Genomic DNA, 18,805 nt, shown 5'->3' with positions numbered 1-18,805 from the left:
GCGCATATACAGGAGGTCCAGATCATGACTACAGGCAAGCCAACGGTTGCAGAAGTGCCTGTGCGTATACCTGTCGAGGCCTATGTCTCCGAGGACTATGCGCGCGCCGAGAACGAGAAACTGTGGGGCAAGGTATGGCAGATCGCCTGCCGCGAGGAAGAGATTCCCAAGGTCGGTGACTATGTAACCTACGATATTCTCGACGAGTCCATCATCGTGGTTCGCAGCGATCCGGAAACCGTCTCTGCCTTCTACAACGTCTGCCAGCACCGCGGCCGGCGGCTGACCAAAGGTTGTGGCAGGACCAAGCAGTTCTTCTGCCGTTTCCACGGCTGGCGCTGGAACCTTGACGGGGAGAGCACTTACATCCTCGATCGCGAGGACTGGTGTGAGGCACTGGACGCAGAGAATACCCGCCTGCCGCGGGTTCAGGTCGACACTTGGGGCGGCTGGGTGTGGATCAATATGGACCCGGATTGCGAGCCACTGCGAGAGTACCTCAACCCGGTCTCGCCGATGCTTGACGCCTTCGACTTCGACAAGATGCGCTACCGTTGGCGGCAGTGGTTGTACTTTCCCTGTAACTGGAAAACCGCGCTGGAATCCTTTATCGAGAGCTTTCACGTCGATGCCACTCATCCCCAGTTGGGGCAGTGGGGTACCAATCGCTGGTGGTGCCGCACCGGTGGCAAACACGCATGGCACGGTATAGGAACACCACGCGGTGACGCCGGTGAGATTGACCCCCGGGCGGCAATGTACGAATTATTCCAGGAACTCTGGGATACGGTCGGCACTACCACCGAGACGATGGTGCAGGCGGCGGCACGGGCGAAGGAAGAGCTTCCGGAGGGCGCCGCCCCCGAGGAGGTGGCAGGATTCGTCATGCAGACAGCAGCCATGGCAGACGCCGAACGCGGGGTCTATTGGCCGCAGATGACTCCCGAGCACTACGTCGAATGCGGGCTGGACTGGCACGTGTTCCCCAACTCGGCCATCCTGCCCGGCATGACCTACGCGCTGTGCTATCGCGCAAGGCCCAACGGCTACGACCCGAACAGCTGTATTTTCGAGGTGTATATCATCGAGCGCTACCCGGAAGGTGCCGAGCCGCGCACAGAGTGGGTCTACGAGCCCGACCCGACCGAGGAAAAGTGGCGCAAGATCCTCAGCCAGGATTTCCAGAACATGCCCGAGGTACAGCACGGCATCAAATCGCGCGGGTTCAAGGGGCCGCGACCCAGCCCCGTCCAGGAGGTGCCGGTGATTCACTTTCACCGGACTCTGGCGCAGTACATGGGTACAGGCACGCCGGAGGACATCCTGGCGCGGGGCTGACGCATTCCGGCCAGGCCCCCAGGTTCGGAACACCCTCTATCGATAAAACAATGGAGAAGCAACATGAGCAAAACGTATAACCGCCTGGAGGGCAAGGTCGCAATTATTACCGGGGCCGGACAAGGCATCGGAGCCGCGATCGCGCAAGGCTATGCCGCGGAAGGCGCCAAAGTCATCCTGACTGGCCGCACCTTCAGCAAGGTCGAGGAGATTGCCGGCAAGATCAAGTCTGCCGGTGGCGAGGCCATACCGCTGCAGGCTGTAGCCGGGGAGAAAGCGGACTCGGAGAAGACCGTTGATCTGGCGATCTCGGAATGGGGTCGCGTCGACATCCTGGTCAACAACGCGCACTCGTTTACCGACTACCTGCCGCTGATCGAGGCCAACATGGAGGAGAACTGTAAGATCGACTTCCAGTCCGCCTTCTTCGGTTCGCTGCAGTTGATGCAGCTCTGCCACCCGCACATGGTGAAGCAGGGTGGCGGCTCGATCATCAACATGGGTTCCAGCTTCGGCATCCGCTGCGAACCGGGTTTCCTCGCGTACGCGGCCAGCAAGGAGGCGATTCGCGCCCTGACCAAGACGGGTGCCCGCGAGTGGGGCAGGGACAATATCCGCGTCAACACCATCCTGCCTGCGGCCCTGTCGCCCAAGGCCAAGTGGTACCTCGAGGACAGTGGCACCTACGATCAGGAACTCGCCAAGGTCGCCATGGGCCGCTTCGGCACGCCGGAGGATATCGCCCCGACCGCGATCTTCCTCGCCAGCGACGAGTCGAATTTCGTTACCGGCCAGACCATCTGTGCCGAGGGCGGGGCTACCATGCTCTAGCCTGTCGGGTCGCGCCTGCCGGCCTGTGCTGGCGGGCATTGCCTTTTCTGTCGCAAATTTGTCGAGGTCAAGCAGTGAGTAATACAGCACAGCGCGTGGCACTGGTTACCGGGGGTGCTTCCGGTATGGGGGCGTCCACTTGCAGGCGGTTCGCCCGTGACGGGATGGCCGTCGGCGTGCTCGATATCAATCTCGAGGGCGCCAGGGCAGTCGCCGGGGAGATCAATGCCTCTGGCGGCAAGGCGATGGCTGTGGAAGCGAACATCGCGGACAAGGCGCAGGTAGAGATTGCCGTGAATGCGCTGCGCAATGCTTTCGGTCCCATCCAGGTGCTGGTGAACAACGCGGCACTGGAGGGTTTCAGCCTCTTTGCCGAGCTGACCGAGGAGCAGCTCGACCGGATGTTCGCGGTGAACCTCAAGGGTATTTTCTTCATGACCCAGGCGGTGCTTCCCGACATGGACGCGGCCGGCTGGGGGCGGATTATCAACATCGCGGCCTACGGCGCGCAGCTGGTCGAGGGCTACATGAGCCACTATTACGCCAGCAAGGGCGGCGTAATCGCCTTGACGCGCGCCATGGCCGCGGAATTCGGGCCAAAGGGTATTACCGTCAATTCCGTCTCGCCGGGCTTTATCGACACGCCGATGGCTCGGCGGGCGATAGAGAGCGGCGACCTGGCTGACCCTTCACTGATCTACAACGCCTACCCGATCCAGCGCCTGGGCAAGCCCGAGGAGATCGCTGCGGCCTGCGCGTATTTTGCCTCCGAGGATGCCGCCTACGTGACGGCCCAGTTGCTGGGCGTCAACGGTGGTGCGGTCGGCTGATCCATAAAACAGGTTCATTGCACACTGATAAGGAGAACGCGATGAAGAAATTCATTAACCATGTCGACCATGTCGCCTGGCTGTCGCACCCGGATAACCTGGATGCCAATGTTGCCCGCTTGGAGCAGATCACGGGCGCGACGCTGAAACGGTTTTCGCGCAAGGACATGGGATTCACCATGTGTATCAGCTGGGAGGCGGGCCTGGAAGTCGTCGCCCCGATGCACGAGCGCACCGACTTCAACACCTGGCTGTGGAGCGAACTGGAGGCCAAGGGCGAGGGCGTCTCCTCGGTGGTGTTCGGCGTCAAGGACCTCGACGCGCACAAGGCCCGGCTGGAAAAGCTCGGCTTCGAGGTAGGCCCGCTGATGGACGATCACCCGGATTCCCCCTGGCACGACCAGCTCGAGTTGTGGGAGCGCAATGCCGGCGAGGTGATGAACACCAATATCATCCTCGGTGACATCGACTACCAGGACGACCTCATCCCCTTCGTCGACGCTTGACCGCGGTGGACGTTACAGGTTGCAACACTGTTATCCGGCAGGTGAATAAACTATGAAATTCGGCATTATCATCAATCGAAAGTGGATTGATCGCAGCGCTTCCGACCCTTATCACAAGCTCTACAGCTACGTCAGCGAGATGGAGGAGCTGGGCTACGATCTCGCATGGTGCGGCCAGCACCGCTTCTCCGACAAGACCGCCTTCGGTGGCGACACCGCGACCGAACCCTCGGCGCCCCTGGCCATGCTGGCGCCGCTGATGGCGCGCACCACGCGCATGAAGTTCGCCACCAACATCATGCTGCTGCCCGCCCACCATCCGCTGGAGGTGGCCGAGGAAATCAACACGCTGCAGGAGATGTCCGGCAACCGGTTCATCCTCGGGGCGGGTATCGGCTACAAGCCGGACGAGTTCGAGAACGTTGGCTGGAATTTCAAGACTCGTGCGCGGCGCTTCGAGGAATGCCTCGAGGTCCTGCGCCTGGCCCTGACCGGCCAGCCTTTCTCTTATTCCGGAAACTTCTTCAATTACGACGATGTGATGATCACGCCGCCGCCGCTGCCGGGAACCCACACGCCGCTGTGGGTTGGCGCGGTCAGTGAACCAGCGATGTTGCGCGCAGCGCGCCTCGGCGATGGCTGGGAGATCAGTTTCTCCGAGCACATGCTGGAACTGGCGGAGAAGGTCAAGCGTTACCGCGGGCTGGCCGCGGAGCACGGCCGGCCCGCGACGGTGGCGCTGATGCGCGACGTGCACGTCGTACCGAAGCGGGAGGACATCGATCCCGAGTTCCTCAGCAACGTGATCAAGGTCTGGCAGAGCTACGATGACCTGTCCGCGACCGCGGACCGCGACGAGCTCTCCAAAGAGGTCATGTTCGGCGGCAAGCAGGTCACGCTGGAGGAGTTCGCGCCGCATCGTGCGGTCGTGGGTACGCCTGAGGATTGCTGCCGGGAAATGGAGAGCATCCGCGACCTGGTCAATCCGGAGTATTTCTTCATCACGCCGACAGGTGTGCCCGATCCCGAGCAGCAGATGCGCGAGTTGCGCCTGTTCGCCAGGGAAGTCATGCCGCATTTTCGAGACTGACCGCGCTGCCGGGAGCCCCCGCGCGACCCCGCCGGGTTGCGCCGGTGGTCGCCCGGCAATGCTGCGCACCACCTTGTAGATCGCAACTGCCAGCGGACGGCTATCCTCCGCCGGTATCTTCCTTCGCCGCGATCAGTTTCCTGGCCGCCCGGTTGATTTCCGCGTGTCCCCGGGATATGCCGAGTTCCGCGTCCCGGGTCATGACCAGGCCCAGCCCCGCGGCAACCAGTACCAGGGCGTCGAGCGGCAGCTCGACTACCTGCATAGGCTGGTCTCCCAGAAGGCGCTTGAGCGCCTGCCGCTGTTTCAGCCGCATTTTCTCGATAAACCCGATGACTTCCGCCTTCAGGTACTGGTTTCGGTTTGCCAGCGCCGTGAATTCCGACACGAGCTTGTTGTCCTGCGAGTGCGTGAACGCTTCCCACATCCCGGACAGCGGCCTGTCCGATGAGATCGCCTGGTCGAGTGCCTGGATTTCCCGGTCGGCCGCGCGGTGGAACAGGGCGACGATCAACTCGTCCATGGTGTGGAAGTAGTAGTAGATCAGCTGCTGCTTGACGCCGGCCTTCCCGGCGACATTGCGCGATGACAGCGCGGCGTAGCCCTCGTCGCGCAGAATGCTCTCGGCCCCGTCCAGGATGGAATGCCAGACAGATGTGCCGGCCCGTCCCTTGCGTCGCGTTGCTGCGGATTTGCTCATCACTTCCCGTTATTGCGTTTTTCTTTCCGGGTTGATGCTAGCAGCTTCTCTGCCGCGGCGGAATGTTGTGCTCCGCGACCGATCACCCTTGATAAATGTTTGTCACTTTATTAGCATGTTCGTCAGGTTGATAGTTTCAGGCAAAATAATCAAATAGAGGACCTGGATATGTCTGAGCCAAAAGCCGGTAGCTGGATGGACACGGAGCCGTATCTCGCGCAGATGGATTTCGGCGGATTCAGGCGGGAAGTCTCCACCGAGCGCTACAGGTCCGCCCAGTATCAGGTGCGCGAGCGACAGTCCCTGTGGATGCGAGTGTGGCAAATCGCGGGGCGCGCCGATGAAATCCCGGCTGCCGGCGACTGGACCGAGTATCGCCTGTTCGATCAATCCTGGCTGCTCGTGCGCGGCCGCGACGGCGGCGTCCGGGGCTTCGTGAATGCCTGCCGCCACCGCGGCAACCGGCTTTGCGCCGGCAGCGGACACTCGAGCCTCTTTCTCTGCCCGTATCACAACTGGAGCTTCGGCCTGGAGGGCCAGCTACTGGCGGTGGCCAAACCGGATTTCGAGGGCAGCGTGGAGGACTTCGTCGGCCACAGTGAAGACCTGGGGCTGGTCGAAGTCCCGGTGGAGACCTTCGCCGGGTTTATCTTCCTCAATCCGGACCCCGGGTGTGAGCCCCTGTCGGCCTTCCTGGGGGACGCGGCCGGCGCGCTGGCTGCCTACCCCCTCGACCAGATGATCCCGGTCGGCATCAATGTGCGCGAGCGCATCGAATGCAACTGGAAGGTAATAATGGATGCGTTCGGCGAGGGCTACCACACCCAGGGAGTTCACAAGGAGCTGATCGGCGTCGTCGACTTGCAGAAGGAACGCTACCGGCACTACGCGGATCACTGCGTGTCCACCACCCCGTTCGGCCAGCCCGATTTCGAGAACCTGGATACGGTCGTGGCCGTGGAGGTGATCCTGAACATCCCCACGTCCCATTTTCCCGGTATGGCGAGAGCCCTGCCGCGCTTTTCCGCCCTGGTCGACAACTATCGCGACAGGCAGGGAATCCCCCGTCTGCCCGCCGGTGTGTCGGTGAAGTCGCTGTTGCAACAGGCGGTGCGCGCCACGCTTACCGAGGACGGCGTGGATGTCAGCCAATTGACCGACCGGCAGATGATCGACTACCAGTTCTGGCTGTTTTTCCCCAATGTCTTTATCCAGGTCTGTGCCGGTGAAGCGACGATCATCATTGCCGAGCCGGATCCGGACGGCGACCCGAACCGTTGCTACTGGCGGGTGATGGCACTGCAATGCCTGCCGCAGGCGGAGCGCGCCGGCAACCGGGCAGCTCTGGAAGTGGTCGTCGAAGGGGAGCACTACCCGTATTTTCTCGCCCTCGAGCAGGATTTCCAGCAGATGGCCATACAGCAGAGCGGGCTGCGCAACGAGGGTCTCCAACACCTGGTTCTGACGAGGCAGGAGCCGCGTGTATCCCATTTCCATACGGCCCTGGACCGGTGGGTGCAGGCCGAAAAGCAATAATCGACGAGGCGTGGAACATGCAAGCAAATCTACCGGAAAGTTGGGATATCGAGGTCGATGTGGTCTCGCTGGGTTCGGGTATCGGCGGCCTTTCGGCGGCGATCACTGCCAGCGAACTCGGCGGCACTGCCGTGGTGCTGGAACGATCGCCGATGGTCGGCGGCGTAACCGCGTTGTCGATGGGCGAGGTCTGGGTGGTCGCCAACCAGCTCGCATCGGAGCTGGGTATGCCCGATTCGGTTGAGGCCGGTTTTCGCTACCTGGAACGCCTGTCCATGGGCTATGGTAATGACCTCTCGATCCTGAATCTGGTCGTCCACGCCAGGGAAGCGCTGCGCTATTTCGAGCGGACCATCGGCTTGCGCATGCGGGTTATCGACGACTGCCCGGACTATTACTACGGCCACTGCGAACACGCTGTGGCCGCCGGGCGCATGATCGAGCCTGTGCCGTTTGCGGCGCAGGCGCTGGGAGACTGGCAGCACAGGACACGTCTCTCGCCGCAGATGCCCTACGGAATGACGCACGCGGACATCTCCGCCGGCGGCGGCGCCGCGAACATGATCAACTGGGATTTCAACCTGATGGGAGACCGACTCGCCAGGGACGAGCGCTGCCTGGGACCGGGACTGGCCGCCTACTTCGTCAAGGGCGCCCTCGATCGCGGCATCGAACTCCTGACCGACACCAGCGCGGAAGAACTGCTCACCGACGGCGAACGCATTGTCGGGGTGCGGGCGAGCCGCGACGGCAGGGACTTCTTCGTTCGGGCCCGGCGCGGCGTGGTGGTGGCTGTCAGTAGCTACGAAAGACGCCAGGATTACAACCGGACCCTGGGACAGAAGCTCGACCTGGGTTCGATGGTGTTCTCTTCAATCGACGGGTCCAATTTTCGCCTTGCAGGTCCGCACGGCGCTCGCATCGCGACGGTCCCCGATATCACCACCCTGGGCTTCGTCGTGCCGGGTGAAGAGGACGAGGAGGGCAGCCCGCTGTGGCGCAATGCACTGCTGCCGCTCGGGCTGCCGCACACACTCGTGGTCAACCGCCAGGGCCGGCGCTTCGGCAACGAGGCCTTCTACCGGCAGTTCAACTACCGGGTCGACGCCATCGACGGCAGCGCGCAAACCCATCCCAATTTCCCCTGCTGGCTGGTATTCGACAGCCAGGCCAAGGACAAGTACCCGATCGGCGCGATCACGCCCGACCAGCGCTGGCCCGCCGGCTTCGGCTGCGTGGCAGACAGTGTAGCCGAACTGGCGCAGAAACTCGGCGTGGACGCGGATGCGCTGGCGCACACGATTGCGACGTTCAATGACTATGCGGCAGCGGGAGTGGATGACGACTTCGGCCGGGGCACCCATCCCTGGAGCGCCTGGATGTGCGGCGACCCGAACAACACGCCCAATCCCAATCTCGGGCCGCTGGTCAAACCGCCTTTCTACGCGATTGAACTGCGTCGCATCGGCGGCACCGCGATCCCCTCGGCGGGCCTGCTGACCGACACCGACAGCCGTGTCATGGGGTGGGACGACAAGCCCATAGCGGGCCTCTACGCGGCCGGCAATTCCGTTGCACGCATGGAGACGGGGGCGGTGATGCAGAGCGGAATATCCAATGCCCGCGGCATGACCTACGGCTGGCTGGCGGCGCGTCACGCGCTGGGCAAGCCCAGCGAACTGCTCGCCCGGGAAGCCCGGCGACTGGAACTCGGCGGAGCGCAATCGTGATAGCTGCCGATCATACGCTTCCCGTCCGCGCCGCTATCGACGACGTCTGGTCGTATGTCAGTGACATACAGCTGTGGGCTGCACTGTTTCCCGGCTGCCGGGAGTGTATCGTGGTCGATGACGACAACTCCCGGTGGCTGATCAAGGTCGGTGTCGGCGGCCTGGTGAAGACGGTCGCCGTGCTGGTCCATGTCGATCGCTGGCACGGCCCGGGTCTTGTCGAATTCTCCTTCCAGCTTGAGTCCGAGCCGGTTGCCGGTAGCGGGAGTTACTCCGCCGGCGCGCTCGCCCCGGGAGAAACCCAGGTCACGCTGCAGGTGGAAGTGACCGGAAGCGGGCACATGGCGCCCATGTGGGAGGCGATGTGCCGGCCCCTGCTGCCGCAACTGGCGAAGTCCTTCGCCAATTCTCTGAAGGCCGAAATCGAGCAAGCGATCACTGGTACGCCGGTCACCCGGCCGTCGATCCTGGCCAGGCTGCTGGCGTGGTTTCGCCGTTTGCGCAGCGGGCCGGCCCGCCAGTCGCGCCCGCCGGACCGGTGACCCGGAGAGCTGCGCGGGCGCAGGGCGCCTACGCGGAAGGACCTGCCGGGGCGGCCGGCGGTTCTTCCACCAGCGGCTGGTACTCACGGCTGGCGAAGCGCCAGTCGCCCCCGACGCGGACGAGCGTGTCCTGGTAACAGCCAGCCAGCTTGTAAATCCCGCCGACGCTCAGCTGTATGATCTCCCGGGCGATACAGACCACGGTGGCCCTGTCGCCGTCGACCTCGACTGAGCAGATCTCGTGGAGCAGGGCGACCTTGTCGAAATTCGCCCAGAGCTGGTCCCATTGTTCGCGCACTTTCGCCTCGCCCTGAAGGGTGAAGTGCTGCGTTTTCCAGGTGCAGTCAGCGGCCCAGTGGCCCATCCATTCTGCGGTCATCCCCAGCGAACTGGCGTGGGCGAAGCTGCCGTAGAATTCTCGGACTGCCAGCCGCTCTTCGATACTGCCGGAATTTTTCATACGGTGAACTCCTGTCGGCCTGAATCGGGGATGGCGGACTCGCTGTGCTGCACCCCGGACGTGGCCTGCTCGCCCAGAATGAACCCGGCGGCGCGGTAGCCGATCATCATGCTGGGCGCGTTCAGGGCTGAGACTGGGACGACGGGAATGGTCGAGGCGTCGGCCACGCGGACATTGCCGAGGCCGCGCACGCGCAGCCGGGTGTCCACCGGTGAACCGTCACTCTCACCCATAGCGCAGGTGCCGGAAAAATGAAACACGGTGATGGTACCCGACTTGATCCACTTCTCGACCCTGTGCCTGTCCGTGCTCTCGGCGGTTTTTGACATCAGGTCGTTGCCCCAGGCGCGCAGGCCGGCCTGTTCCGCCATCTGCGTGACGCGCTGGACGCCGGCAATCATGGTGTCCATGTCCCTGGAATCCCGGTAGTAGGCGAGGTCGAGGACTGCCGGCTCCGCGGGATCGGACGAACTCAGGTGCACGGCGCCGCGGGAGACGGGTTTGCCGAGAATCACGACCAGACCATACACCTTGCTGGCGTAGCGGTTGGCCGCGGGCAGCTTGAAGACCAGCCTGACTAGGCCGCGCAGCGCTGCCTTGAGCCACCGACTGCGGTACAGGCTGCCGGGCAGCGCCATGATCGGGACCATGCGCAGCAAGGTGTATTTGAGTACCGAGCCAAGCGAGAGCAGGACAAAGCAGGTGTCTGCCTGTCCCTCAGGTAACTCCAGTGACGGGTTCACCCTGTGGAAGCCGTAGACCTGGGGATAGTGGAAGTCGACTGGCTTCTTGCCTTTATAGAACACGCACACGCTCGGGTGGTCCTGGAGGTTGTCACCGATAGCGGGAGACTCATACACGACCGGGATGCCGAATTTCGCCAGTTCTCCGCGCGGGCCGACCCCGGACACCATCAACAGTTTCGGTGTTTCGATGGCACCGGCAGTGAGGACAATCTCCCTGCCGATGTTTGCGGTGTGCAGGACCCCGTCCTGCAGGTACTCCACGGCGACGGCCTTGCGCTGCTGGTCAAACAGGATGCGCTGCGCGACGCACTGTGTGCGGATGGTTAGTCTTGGCAGTTCGGCTTCGCGGCCGTGGATGTAGGCGGTGTAGGAACTGCGGCGCTCCTGGTCCCGGTAGTTCATATCGTTGTAGCCGATGTAGCCACAGAGGTCGCCGTCGTTGAGGCCGTCCTTCTGCGCGAAGCCAACGCCTTGCGCGGCGCTGATAGCGGCGGTGGTGAACTCACTGGGACCGCGACGGTGGATGTCCAGCCGCTGCTCCAGCGCATCGAAGCAGGGCGCGACATCATCCCACTGCCAGTTGGCGGGCCACTGCTCGAAATCCAGCCTGTCGCCGCGGGTGTAGACCATGCCGTTGACTGACCCCGACCCGCCCAGGCCCTTGCCGGAGCCCGCGTAGATCCTGCGATTGCCGCAGTCCGCCTGCGGCGCCGACATGCGGTCCCACATGGTGGCGTCGTTGGCAAAGGCCAGCTTGAAACCGTCCGCGGAGAGGACCTCCGGGTTTTCGTACCCGGACTGGCCGCTCTCCAGCAGCAGGACGCTGCCATCGCCTTCCTCTGCGAGTCGGGCGGCGACGACACAGCCTGCGGAACCGCCGCCGACGACAACGTAATCAAAACTCTCGATGGCAGTCATTTCTCTCCCTTGTCACATTTGCGTGGTGCAGGCGCTACAGCTCCACTCGCAGCGAGACACCCGCCGATACCGGCTTGCCATAGATCTGTACCGCACCGAAGGGCGAGGGGTTGACCTGGGTGAAGTACTTCTCGTCGGTGAGGTTCTCGCCGAACATGGCGATCGTGTATCGGCCGCTCGGGTCGGTCCACTGCACCCGCGCGTTCAGCAACTGGTAGTCGTCCTGCTCGAACTGGTGCGCCGGATCGAAGTAGAACTTCGAGCTGTAGTAGAGGTTGCCCGCGAGCATGAGTTCGCCGCCCATCAGGTCGGTGCTGTAGTTGGCGCCGAGGTTGCCGGTCCAGTCCGGCGCGCGCTGCATCTGGTAGCCGCTGACGTCGGCGGAGGTGGGTACGAAGCCCTCGAAGTGTCCGGCGCTATTTATAAGCGGTTGGAAATAACCGGCGTTCTCGTACTCGTCGTATTCCGCCTTCATGTAGGTCACGGCCGCGGACAACTCCAGGCCGATGTCCGTGCGGTAGCGGATGTCGCCCTCTATGCCCTTGATGGTGGATTGCGCAGCGTTGGACAGGATGGTTTCGCCGACCCTGTAGTAGGCGTTTTGCAGGTTCTTGTACTCGATGTAGAACGGCGCGACGGAAGCCGACATCGAATCGCCGGCAAACTTGTAACCCATTTCCCAGGCGGTCACGTCCTCGGGCTTGAGGTAATCATTGCCGGAAGTGGCCCGTGGGTCGAAGATGGCCGACTTGTAGCCCTCGGTGTAGGAGGCGTACAGGCTGGATTGATCCGTCGGCTTGTAACGCACTACCACGCGCGGAGTGACCTTGTCGCCGTCGTACTCAGGCTGGTAGGTAAACTGGCCCGGCACACCAGGTAAGGTCTGGTAGTAGGGGTTTTTCGCTTCGTCCTTGCTGTAGCGCAGGCCGCCGGTCAGGAACAGATTGTCGAACACTTCGTAGGTTGCGTCGAGAAACGCCGCGTAGGTGCTCACCTCGACCCCTGTCGCGCTGTAGGGAAAAACGTAGCCGGTGACATACGGGATGAGTACGTCGGCCTTGATCTTCTGCTCGAACAGGAAGACGCCAGCGGTGTACTGCAGCGCGCCGTCGTGCGCCGAGTTGAGCAGGAATTCCTGGGACCTGACCTTGTCGGTTTCCGGCAGGTCGAGAGCGAAGATCGCCGCGGAGGAACCGTCGGAATCGATCGACTGGCCGATGTCGTCCTCTCGGTACTGGGTGTACGAAGTCAGCTCGGCGAATCCCAGGTCGAATTCACCGGTCAGCTGGTAGATGTCGGATTCCACGTTGAATTCCGTCAGTGCGTTATTGGCGACGTCCCCGCGTTTCAGCCCGAATACGGTGCCGGGAATCGCATCGCCGCTGCTGTAGATCGTGCCGGTGCCGGGCTCGCGGTACACGCCGGTAACGATCGCCGTCGGGTCGTCGTTTTCCGTGTGTGAGTAGCGCAGCAGGAAGGAGACCCGATCGGTGAAATCCACCTTCAGCCCGGCGCGGGCCGACCAATTCTCATACGCACCCGGCTTGCTGGATTTGGCGCCCGGTGCGAAGCCGCTGCCGCTGGCGAGACTGCCATCGTAGATATTGTCGACGAAGCCGTCGCCCTTGTTGAACCGGCCCTCGATATTGAAGGCGATGGAGTCGGTCAGCGCAGTGGTGAAATAACCCTGGTAGTTCTGGTCATTGAAGCGCCCGTAGGAGGCCTCGAGGACAGTGCGGGTCTCGGTGCTGGGCTCCGCGGTGGAGATCAGGATGGCGCCACCGGGTGTATTGCGGCCGAACAGTGTGCCCTGCGGGCCCTTCAGGACCTGTACGCTCTCCACGTTCAGGAACTGCAGGTCGGCGGCCAGTGACGTCGGCATGTAGTAGCCGTCCACGTAGATTCCCACGCTGCTCCCGGAGCCAGTTTGCACCACAGAGGTACCGATGCCGCGGATGGTCGGTTGCGTGTATGAACCCTGTTGGTCCAGTCGCAGCCCCGGAGTGACCTGCGGCAGGGTCATCATCGAGTCGATACCGGCATTGCGCAGCTGCTCCTCATTCACCGTGGTGATGGTGATCGGCACGTCGCTGGCGAGTTCGGAGCGGCGCTGGGCAGTGACCACTACCTCCTCGAGCATACTGTTCGCCTGATTTGTCTGGGCTTGGGCGATGAACGATGCCGGTAGGGCCGCCAGCACGATGGCGGACGCTATCGGCGCGCGGTGAAACACTGTAATACAGCATGTTTTTTGCCGGAATCGGGTTTTTTCAGTGGCCTTTCTTTGCATTATTTTGGACCCTTGTGTTGTAGTTTTGTCGTTAGCCGTTGGCGAGCCTGTTGGCTGCCAGCGTCCGCAAATCCGCCAGCTTGACCTTGTTACTGCCGGTGAGCGGCATCTCGGACTCGTCGAAGAACAGCACCTTGCGCGGGACCTTGTAGCTGGCAAGGCGCTCCCTGGCGAAGGACTGGATATCGGATACCTCTACCTCTGCGCCTTCCCGCAGGAGCACGCAGGCGACGACCAGTTCGCCGAACGTCGGGTCGGGCACGCCAACCGTGTGGCAGTACTGGACCGCCGGATGCTGGTTGAGGATCTCGTTGATCTCGGCGGGAGAGACATTCGCACCGCCGGTCTTGATCATGTCGCTGAGGCGGCCCTTCCAGTACAGGTGACCGCTTTCGGAGAAATAGCCGGCGTCGGCGGTGTGGAAGAAGCCCTCCCTGTCGAAGCAGTCCTCGGACACCGACTTCAGGTAGCCGAGCATGAGGGTAGGCCCCTTGACGACGATTTCGCCGGTCTCGCCGATGGGCAGTGTCTCGCCGGTCTCCGGGTCGACTATGCGAATCGTGTTACCTGGCCAGACTGTACCCTGGTTCGTCTCGTTATAATCCTCGCCGGAAACGGCGGCGACGAAGGTGAATGTCTCGGTACTGCCGTAACCGTTCATGCCCTTCCACTGGCTGGTGACGGTCGGGTGGTCGTGGAATGCGGAGTCCGCCACCATGCGCTTGACCGAGGAGAAGTCGCGGGCTTCCCAGTCGGGACATTCCTTGAGGCGAGCTTCCTGGTGCGGCCAGGCGAGCACGCATGTCACGCGCTCCTGTTCTATAAGTTCCAGTGCCCTGTCCGGATCGAAATAACGCAGTAGGACCATACAGCCCCCGCGGGCCAACGTGCCGAAGGCCATGGCGAAGTTGCCGGAGAAGAAAAACCCATTGGCATTCCACACCCTCGATTCGGTATCGAGGTCGAACATCTTGCCGCATCGCCAGCACTGGAGGGAGGCCGCGCGCTGGGACTGCCGGATGGCCTTGGGCTGGGCCGTCGAGCCGGACGAAAAGAAAATCAGCGCATCGTCGGCGGGGCTGACGCAATCGTCGGCCGCGTCGAGCAGTGCGTCGCTGATCGAAGCGCCGGCGGCGCGAAAGTCAGCCCAGGACTGGATTCCGGGCGCGCCTTCGGTTGCGTCGATACAGACCACACGGCGCAGGAATGGCAATTCAGGGGTGAGCAGTTCCCCGGGAGCGTACTCGCCCAGCCCGGGGACAATGCCGGAAATTTCCTCGATGAAATTTCGCGAGCCGACACCGGCTTCCATCAAAAGTATCGATACATCCGCGATTTCCAGTTGTAGCTTCAACTCCCGCTGCGGCGAAAAGGTGTTCAATGCAACTGTGGTGGCGCCTGCCATGGATGCGCCGAATACGCAGAACAGCCACTCCGGGCGATTGCTGGCGAGTATGCCTACCCGCGTGCCCCGGCTCACGCCGAGGGCGAGCAGGGCGCTGGCGATGTTGCGGCATTCGGCGTAGAACTCCCGATAGCTATATCGGAACATCTTTCCGGAGAGATTGCGCCAGCAAATGGCCTCGTGTTCCGTGAAACGTCCGCTGACTTCCCGCGCAAAGCCACCCAGGGTGAGGGAGCCTATGCCGGTTTCTTCTGCCAGCGGGATGCCGGAGAATTCTGAAAGGGTGGTCATTGTGAGGGCCCTGTCATTTTATTGCTATTTGTCCACTGCCATCGGCTTCCACCTGGAACGGGCGCAACACGCTCGCCGCCGCGCCTCCAGATTGGCGCTACTCTGCTAACATAGTGACGAATAACTATTGAAAATGCAATTGTACCCCGGGCGAAAATACGCTTCCGTTGACAGCCGAGACGGCTACTGCTAATAATGTGACGAAATTCAATAACCTAACGAATAAAGGTATGTGGCAATGCCAATTGCTGACGTTTCCGGTCACTCGCTTCAACAACTGATATCCCTCGAAAATCGCGTGGCCGTGGTCACCGGCGCCGCACAGGGGCTGGGCCGGGCGATAGCCAATCGACTCGCCGAAGCCGGCGCAAGTGTTCTTATAGGGGACCTTAAAATAGAGCAGGCTGAGCGTGCTGCCGAGGAAATAGCCTCACGGTATGGCGCCCGTGTAGTGGCCACCCGACTGGACGTGACCGATAGCGACTCTATCGTAGCTGCGGCGGTCCTGGCGGTCAGCGAACTCGGTCGGTTGGACATATGGGTCAACAATGCCGGTCTCTACCCCAACGTCGGCCTCTTTGACATGAGCGACGAACTTTGGGACAACGTGATGGCCGTGAACCTGCGCGGTGTGTACAGGGGGTCGCGAGAGGCCGCCCAGCGGATGATCGACGCCGGCCACGGCGGTGTTATTATCAATATCGTATCCACCGCGGGATTCAATGGCGTGGCCCCGGGGGTTTCCGCCTACGTCACTTCCAAGCATGGCGTGCGCGGCATGGTCAAACAGATGGCGATGGAGCTCGCGCCCCATGACATACGCGTACTCGGCGTCGCGCCGACATTCTGTGAAACCGAGGGCAACATGGCGGCCCTCGATGCCTTGCCGGAGCGCGTGCGCTCGGAAATCGCCGCCACCCTGACATCCATGCTCGGGCGCGTCGGAGTGCCTGACGACATCGCCCGCGCAGTGCTGTTCTGCGCCTCGGATATGTCGATGTTCATGACCGGAAGTACCCTGCTGGTGGATGCAGGGGAGACCTGCTGAGCGCGCGTCAGGTGCCTGATACAGCACATCAGCCCCCATACTATTCCAATGCGCCAGTCGCCCTGGTCATCGGCTGCGGCGACATGGGCGTGGGCTGTGCGCGGGTGCTCGGCAGGCGCAGACCGCTGCTGCTCGCCGACATCGACAGTCAGCGCCTCGAGGCCAGCGTGGCTAGCCTGGCGGACGAGGGGTATCTCGTTTCCGGCACTGAGTGCGATATTACCGACCCGGCTTCGGTCCGGGAGCTGGCGGGGCAGCTGTCCGGGGTGGGCGGCGTGGAAGTACTGGCTCACGTGGCGGCTGTCGCCGGCGCTGCCATCGGCTGGCGCAGGGTCATGGAAGTCGATCTGCTGGGTGCTCACCGGGTTGCCGATGCCGTCTCGCCAGCGATGCAGCCTGGCGGTGTGGCCGTGCTGATTTCATCGACCGGCAGCTACCAGTGCCCGGTAGATGCCCGCATTGAATCCCTGCTCGACGCACCGCTACAGCCAGGATTCATTGATAAACTGGCCGAGGCCTTTGGCCGGGAGCCGGATTTTCTTGAGGCCTATTTCATGGCCAAGCAGGGAATCAACCGCCTTGCTAGGCGCCTCGCGCTTGAGTGGGGGCCGCGACAGATACGCGCGGTGTCAGTATCGCCCGGCCTGATCAACACCAGCATGGGTCGCACCAGCGGTGCGAAAACCCCGCTGTTTGACGGACAGGGCAACAAGCACCTGGTTACCCGAGACGTAAAGGCCGCGAGGGAAGTTCCCCTGGGACGTCAAGGCAGTGTGCTGGAAATCGTCGACGTGGTGGACTTCCTTGCCTCAGGCGCCGCCAGCTTCATCACCGGTATCGATATCCCCGTTGATGGCGGCTCCACTGCCCGACTGCGATCTCTCGGCCTGATTTCGCGCTGACCGAGCCGCCAGGCTGCAGGACCTGCAGGTTGCTTCCACGCCTGCGTGCAGGCCGGTGTACTGGAACGCTGTTTCGGTCGATTTTAGGTTAGCCACCTAATATTGCACATATAAAAATATATTGTTCATCTGCAACAGATGAAAGATCGCGCAGGGCCGGGCGACCTGCCTGCACCCCGGTTGTGGGAGGTGCGCGGGCCGGGGGATGGGCAGTGCAGGCGGGTGGCTCACTGATGCAGTGGGGTGGTGGGGAGTCCCGTCGGCCAGCGTGGTGGATGGCGCTGGTGCGGCCCCGGCAGGGCGGACCGATGGCCCGCCTTCACTCCCCCGGCTGGTCCGGCGCCGGGGCGGCCGTCAGGCCGGGACGAATGTCACGTACAGGTCCGCCAGGCTGCGGAAGGTGTAGGTAGGCTCGTAGCGGTAGTGGCGGTTCCCCGCGCTGCCGTGGTGCTCTTCGTCGATACTGATCTCGCTGGTGCGCGCGAGGAAGCGCTCGATGGCGATGCGTGACTCCAGGCGTCCCAGGGGTGCGCCTATACAGGTGTGCCGGCCCTTGCTGAAGCCGATATGATCGCGCACGTTGGGCCGGTCGATATTGAACTCCCGTGGATTTTCAAAGTGCGCCGGGTCGTTGCTGGCCGCTGTCATGCAGACCGTCACGATAGTGCCCGCTGGCACGTCCACGCCGGCCACTTTGGTGTGGCGGCGGGCAAGGCGATAGGCCACCTTCACTGGGGCGTCGTAGCGCAGGGTTTCCTCGATGAAATGGGGGATACGTTCCGGCTCGCGGCGCAGACGCTGCTGCAGTTCCCGGTCTTCGGCCAGGACCTTGATTCCCATCGCGATCAGGCGCGAGGTCGTGTCCTGCCCGGCGCCGAAGAGGAAACACGCGAGCCGGGCCAGCGTGTCGAAGTCCGGCGGCGAGCCGTCGCGCATGGTCGCCGTGGCCATCTCCGTCATCAGGTCGGACCCCGGGTTTTCCTGGCGCTCACGCAAGTACTGCTCGAAACGTGGCTTGAGGAACACCAGCGGGTCCGGGCCGACCTTGTGTACCGCGTCGCCCTCGAGCTGGCTGGGTGGCGCGCCGATCAACTCCAGCAGTTCTGCGCGGTCCGGTACCGGAATCCCCATCAGGTCGGAAATGGCATAGGTGGTGGCGGCGTGGGCGAACTCGGGCACGATATTGCACTTGCCCTTGTCCAGCAGGCCGTCGAGCAGGCGGTCCGCCAGGCCGTAGAGGTACTCCTCGTTCTGCTTGATTCGCCGCGGGTTGAGAATGCCCGCCATCAGCGCGCGGTAGTCGGTGTGATATTGCCCGTCGAAGCAGACGATGTGTTGCCCCCAGGGCATCTCGTAGCGGTGCTGCTCGATCTGGTCGTTGATGTCTTCGCCCTGTGGCGTGAACGGCAGGCCGGGGATCGGCCCGACGACGGAGGCCGCGGATGAGAAAGTGTCGTCGCCACTGCGCAGTACTTCCTGCACGGCGTCGTAGCCGGTGACCATCAGCGTGTGGTGGTGGGGTTCCCAGGCAACCGGCGACTGCGCGCGCTTCATGTCGAAATACGCTTTCGGGTCCTGGATGACGGCGGGGTCGCTGTAGAAATCGGGTTCGTTCTGGTCCATTCGGAAGCCTGTCAGTTTG

The 18,805-nt window shown here is 62.7% G+C and carries 16 protein-coding genes; 10 read left to right on the top strand and 6 right to left on the bottom strand.

Annotated elements, in window-relative coordinates:
• The first annotated feature begins 24 nt into the window (after window positions 1-24).
• The 5 genes from ACNKU3_RS07670 (at window position 25) to ACNKU3_RS07650 (ending at window position 4,595) form a co-directional block, all read left to right on the top strand.
• Window positions 25-1,338, top strand: a complete 1,314-nt coding sequence (locus ACNKU3_RS07670; protein WP_418258834.1) for an aromatic ring-hydroxylating oxygenase subunit alpha — start codon at window positions 25-27, stop codon at window positions 1,336-1,338.
• A 63-nt stretch (window positions 1,339-1,401) separates the two neighbouring features.
• Entirely contained in the window at window positions 1,402-2,169 is a 768-nt protein-coding gene (locus tag ACNKU3_RS07665) for an SDR family NAD(P)-dependent oxidoreductase (RefSeq protein WP_418258833.1), read from the top strand.
• A 74-nt stretch (window positions 2,170-2,243) separates the two neighbouring features.
• Window positions 2,244-2,999 carry an SDR family NAD(P)-dependent oxidoreductase gene (locus tag ACNKU3_RS07660; protein WP_418258832.1) on the top strand — a complete coding sequence of 252 codons (756 nt, stop codon included), beginning with the start codon at window positions 2,244-2,246 and terminating at the stop codon, window positions 2,997-2,999.
• 41 nt (window positions 3,000-3,040) lie between these two features.
• Window positions 3,041-3,505 carry a VOC family protein gene (locus tag ACNKU3_RS07655; RefSeq protein ID WP_418258831.1) on the top strand — a complete coding sequence of 155 codons (465 nt, stop codon included), beginning with the start codon at window positions 3,041-3,043 and terminating at the stop codon, window positions 3,503-3,505.
• A 52-nt stretch (window positions 3,506-3,557) separates the two neighbouring features.
• Complete coding sequence (locus tag ACNKU3_RS07650) at window positions 3,558-4,595, top strand: LLM class flavin-dependent oxidoreductase (protein WP_418258830.1); 1,038 nt, start codon at window positions 3,558-3,560, stop codon at window positions 4,593-4,595.
• 100 nt (window positions 4,596-4,695) lie between these two features.
• Here the strand turns inward: ACNKU3_RS07650 and ACNKU3_RS07645 are convergent, their stop codons facing one another.
• Window positions 4,696-5,295 (bottom strand): TetR/AcrR family transcriptional regulator, encoded by a 600-nt coding sequence (locus ACNKU3_RS07645; RefSeq protein ID WP_418258829.1) that lies wholly within the window; start codon window positions 5,293-5,295, stop codon window positions 4,696-4,698.
• Between the two features lie 168 nt (window positions 5,296-5,463).
• Between ACNKU3_RS07645 and ACNKU3_RS07640 the strand changes: the two genes are divergently transcribed.
• The 3 genes from ACNKU3_RS07640 to ACNKU3_RS07630 are packed head-to-tail and all read left to right on the top strand — an operon-like array spanning window position 5,464 to window position 9,103.
• Complete coding sequence (locus ACNKU3_RS07640; protein ID WP_418258828.1) at window positions 5,464-6,831, top strand: aromatic ring-hydroxylating oxygenase subunit alpha; 1,368 nt, start codon at window positions 5,464-5,466, stop codon at window positions 6,829-6,831.
• A 17-nt stretch (window positions 6,832-6,848) separates the two neighbouring features.
• Window positions 6,849-8,561: an FAD-dependent oxidoreductase gene (locus ACNKU3_RS07635; protein WP_418258827.1), complete on the top strand. Its 1,713-nt coding sequence runs from the start codon at window positions 6,849-6,851 to the stop codon at window positions 8,559-8,561.
• Window positions 8,558-9,103 carry a CoxG family protein gene (locus ACNKU3_RS07630; protein ID WP_418258826.1) on the top strand — a complete coding sequence of 182 codons (546 nt, stop codon included), beginning with the start codon at window positions 8,558-8,560 and terminating at the stop codon, window positions 9,101-9,103. The genes ACNKU3_RS07635 and ACNKU3_RS07630 overlap by 4 nt, the downstream gene beginning before the upstream one ends.
• Window positions 9,104-9,131: 28 nt before the next feature.
• Here the strand turns inward: ACNKU3_RS07630 and ACNKU3_RS07625 are convergent, their stop codons facing one another.
• The 4 genes from ACNKU3_RS07625 to ACNKU3_RS07610 all read right to left on the bottom strand — a co-directional run bounded on the left by ACNKU3_RS07625 (window position 9,132) and on the right by ACNKU3_RS07610 (window position 15,213).
• Window positions 9,132-9,563: a nuclear transport factor 2 family protein gene (locus ACNKU3_RS07625; RefSeq protein WP_418258825.1), complete on the bottom strand. Its 432-nt coding sequence runs from the start codon at window positions 9,561-9,563 to the stop codon at window positions 9,132-9,134.
• Window positions 9,560-11,227: a GMC family oxidoreductase gene (locus ACNKU3_RS07620; protein ID WP_418258824.1), complete on the bottom strand. Its 1,668-nt coding sequence runs from the start codon at window positions 11,225-11,227 to the stop codon at window positions 9,560-9,562. The genes ACNKU3_RS07625 and ACNKU3_RS07620 overlap by 4 nt, the downstream gene beginning before the upstream one ends.
• 34 nt (window positions 11,228-11,261) lie before the next feature.
• Window positions 11,262-13,367, bottom strand: a complete 2,106-nt coding sequence (locus ACNKU3_RS07615) for a TonB-dependent receptor (protein ID WP_418258823.1) — start codon at window positions 13,365-13,367, stop codon at window positions 11,262-11,264.
• Between the two features lie 181 nt (window positions 13,368-13,548).
• Window positions 13,549-15,213, bottom strand: coding sequence for a class I adenylate-forming enzyme family protein (locus ACNKU3_RS07610; protein WP_418258822.1), 1,665 nt, complete (start codon window positions 15,211-15,213; stop codon window positions 13,549-13,551).
• 238 nt (window positions 15,214-15,451) lie between these two features.
• Here ACNKU3_RS07610 and ACNKU3_RS07605 point away from each other — a divergent pair, with 238 nt between their 5' ends.
• Window positions 15,452-16,261 carry an SDR family NAD(P)-dependent oxidoreductase gene (locus ACNKU3_RS07605; RefSeq protein ID WP_418258821.1) on the top strand — a complete coding sequence of 270 codons (810 nt, stop codon included), beginning with the start codon at window positions 15,452-15,454 and terminating at the stop codon, window positions 16,259-16,261.
• An 11-nt stretch (window positions 16,262-16,272) separates the two neighbouring features.
• Entirely contained in the window at window positions 16,273-17,163 is an 891-nt protein-coding gene (locus ACNKU3_RS07600) for an SDR family NAD(P)-dependent oxidoreductase (protein WP_418258820.1), read from the top strand.
• A 354-nt stretch (window positions 17,164-17,517) separates the two neighbouring features.
• On the opposite strand, the gene ACNKU3_RS07595 is transcribed toward ACNKU3_RS07600, so the two are convergent.
• Window positions 17,518-18,786 (bottom strand): cytochrome P450, encoded by a 1,269-nt coding sequence (locus ACNKU3_RS07595; protein WP_418258819.1) that lies wholly within the window; start codon window positions 18,784-18,786, stop codon window positions 17,518-17,520.
• Window positions 18,787-18,805 lie beyond the last annotated feature (19 nt).

This window comes from Haliea sp. E17, assembly GCF_048323675.1.
GTDB lineage: Bacteria > Pseudomonadota > Gammaproteobacteria > Pseudomonadales > Halieaceae > Mangrovimicrobium.
The sequence above is the reverse complement of the archived record's forward strand: the minus strand, read 5'-3'. Positions and strand labels throughout refer to the sequence as shown.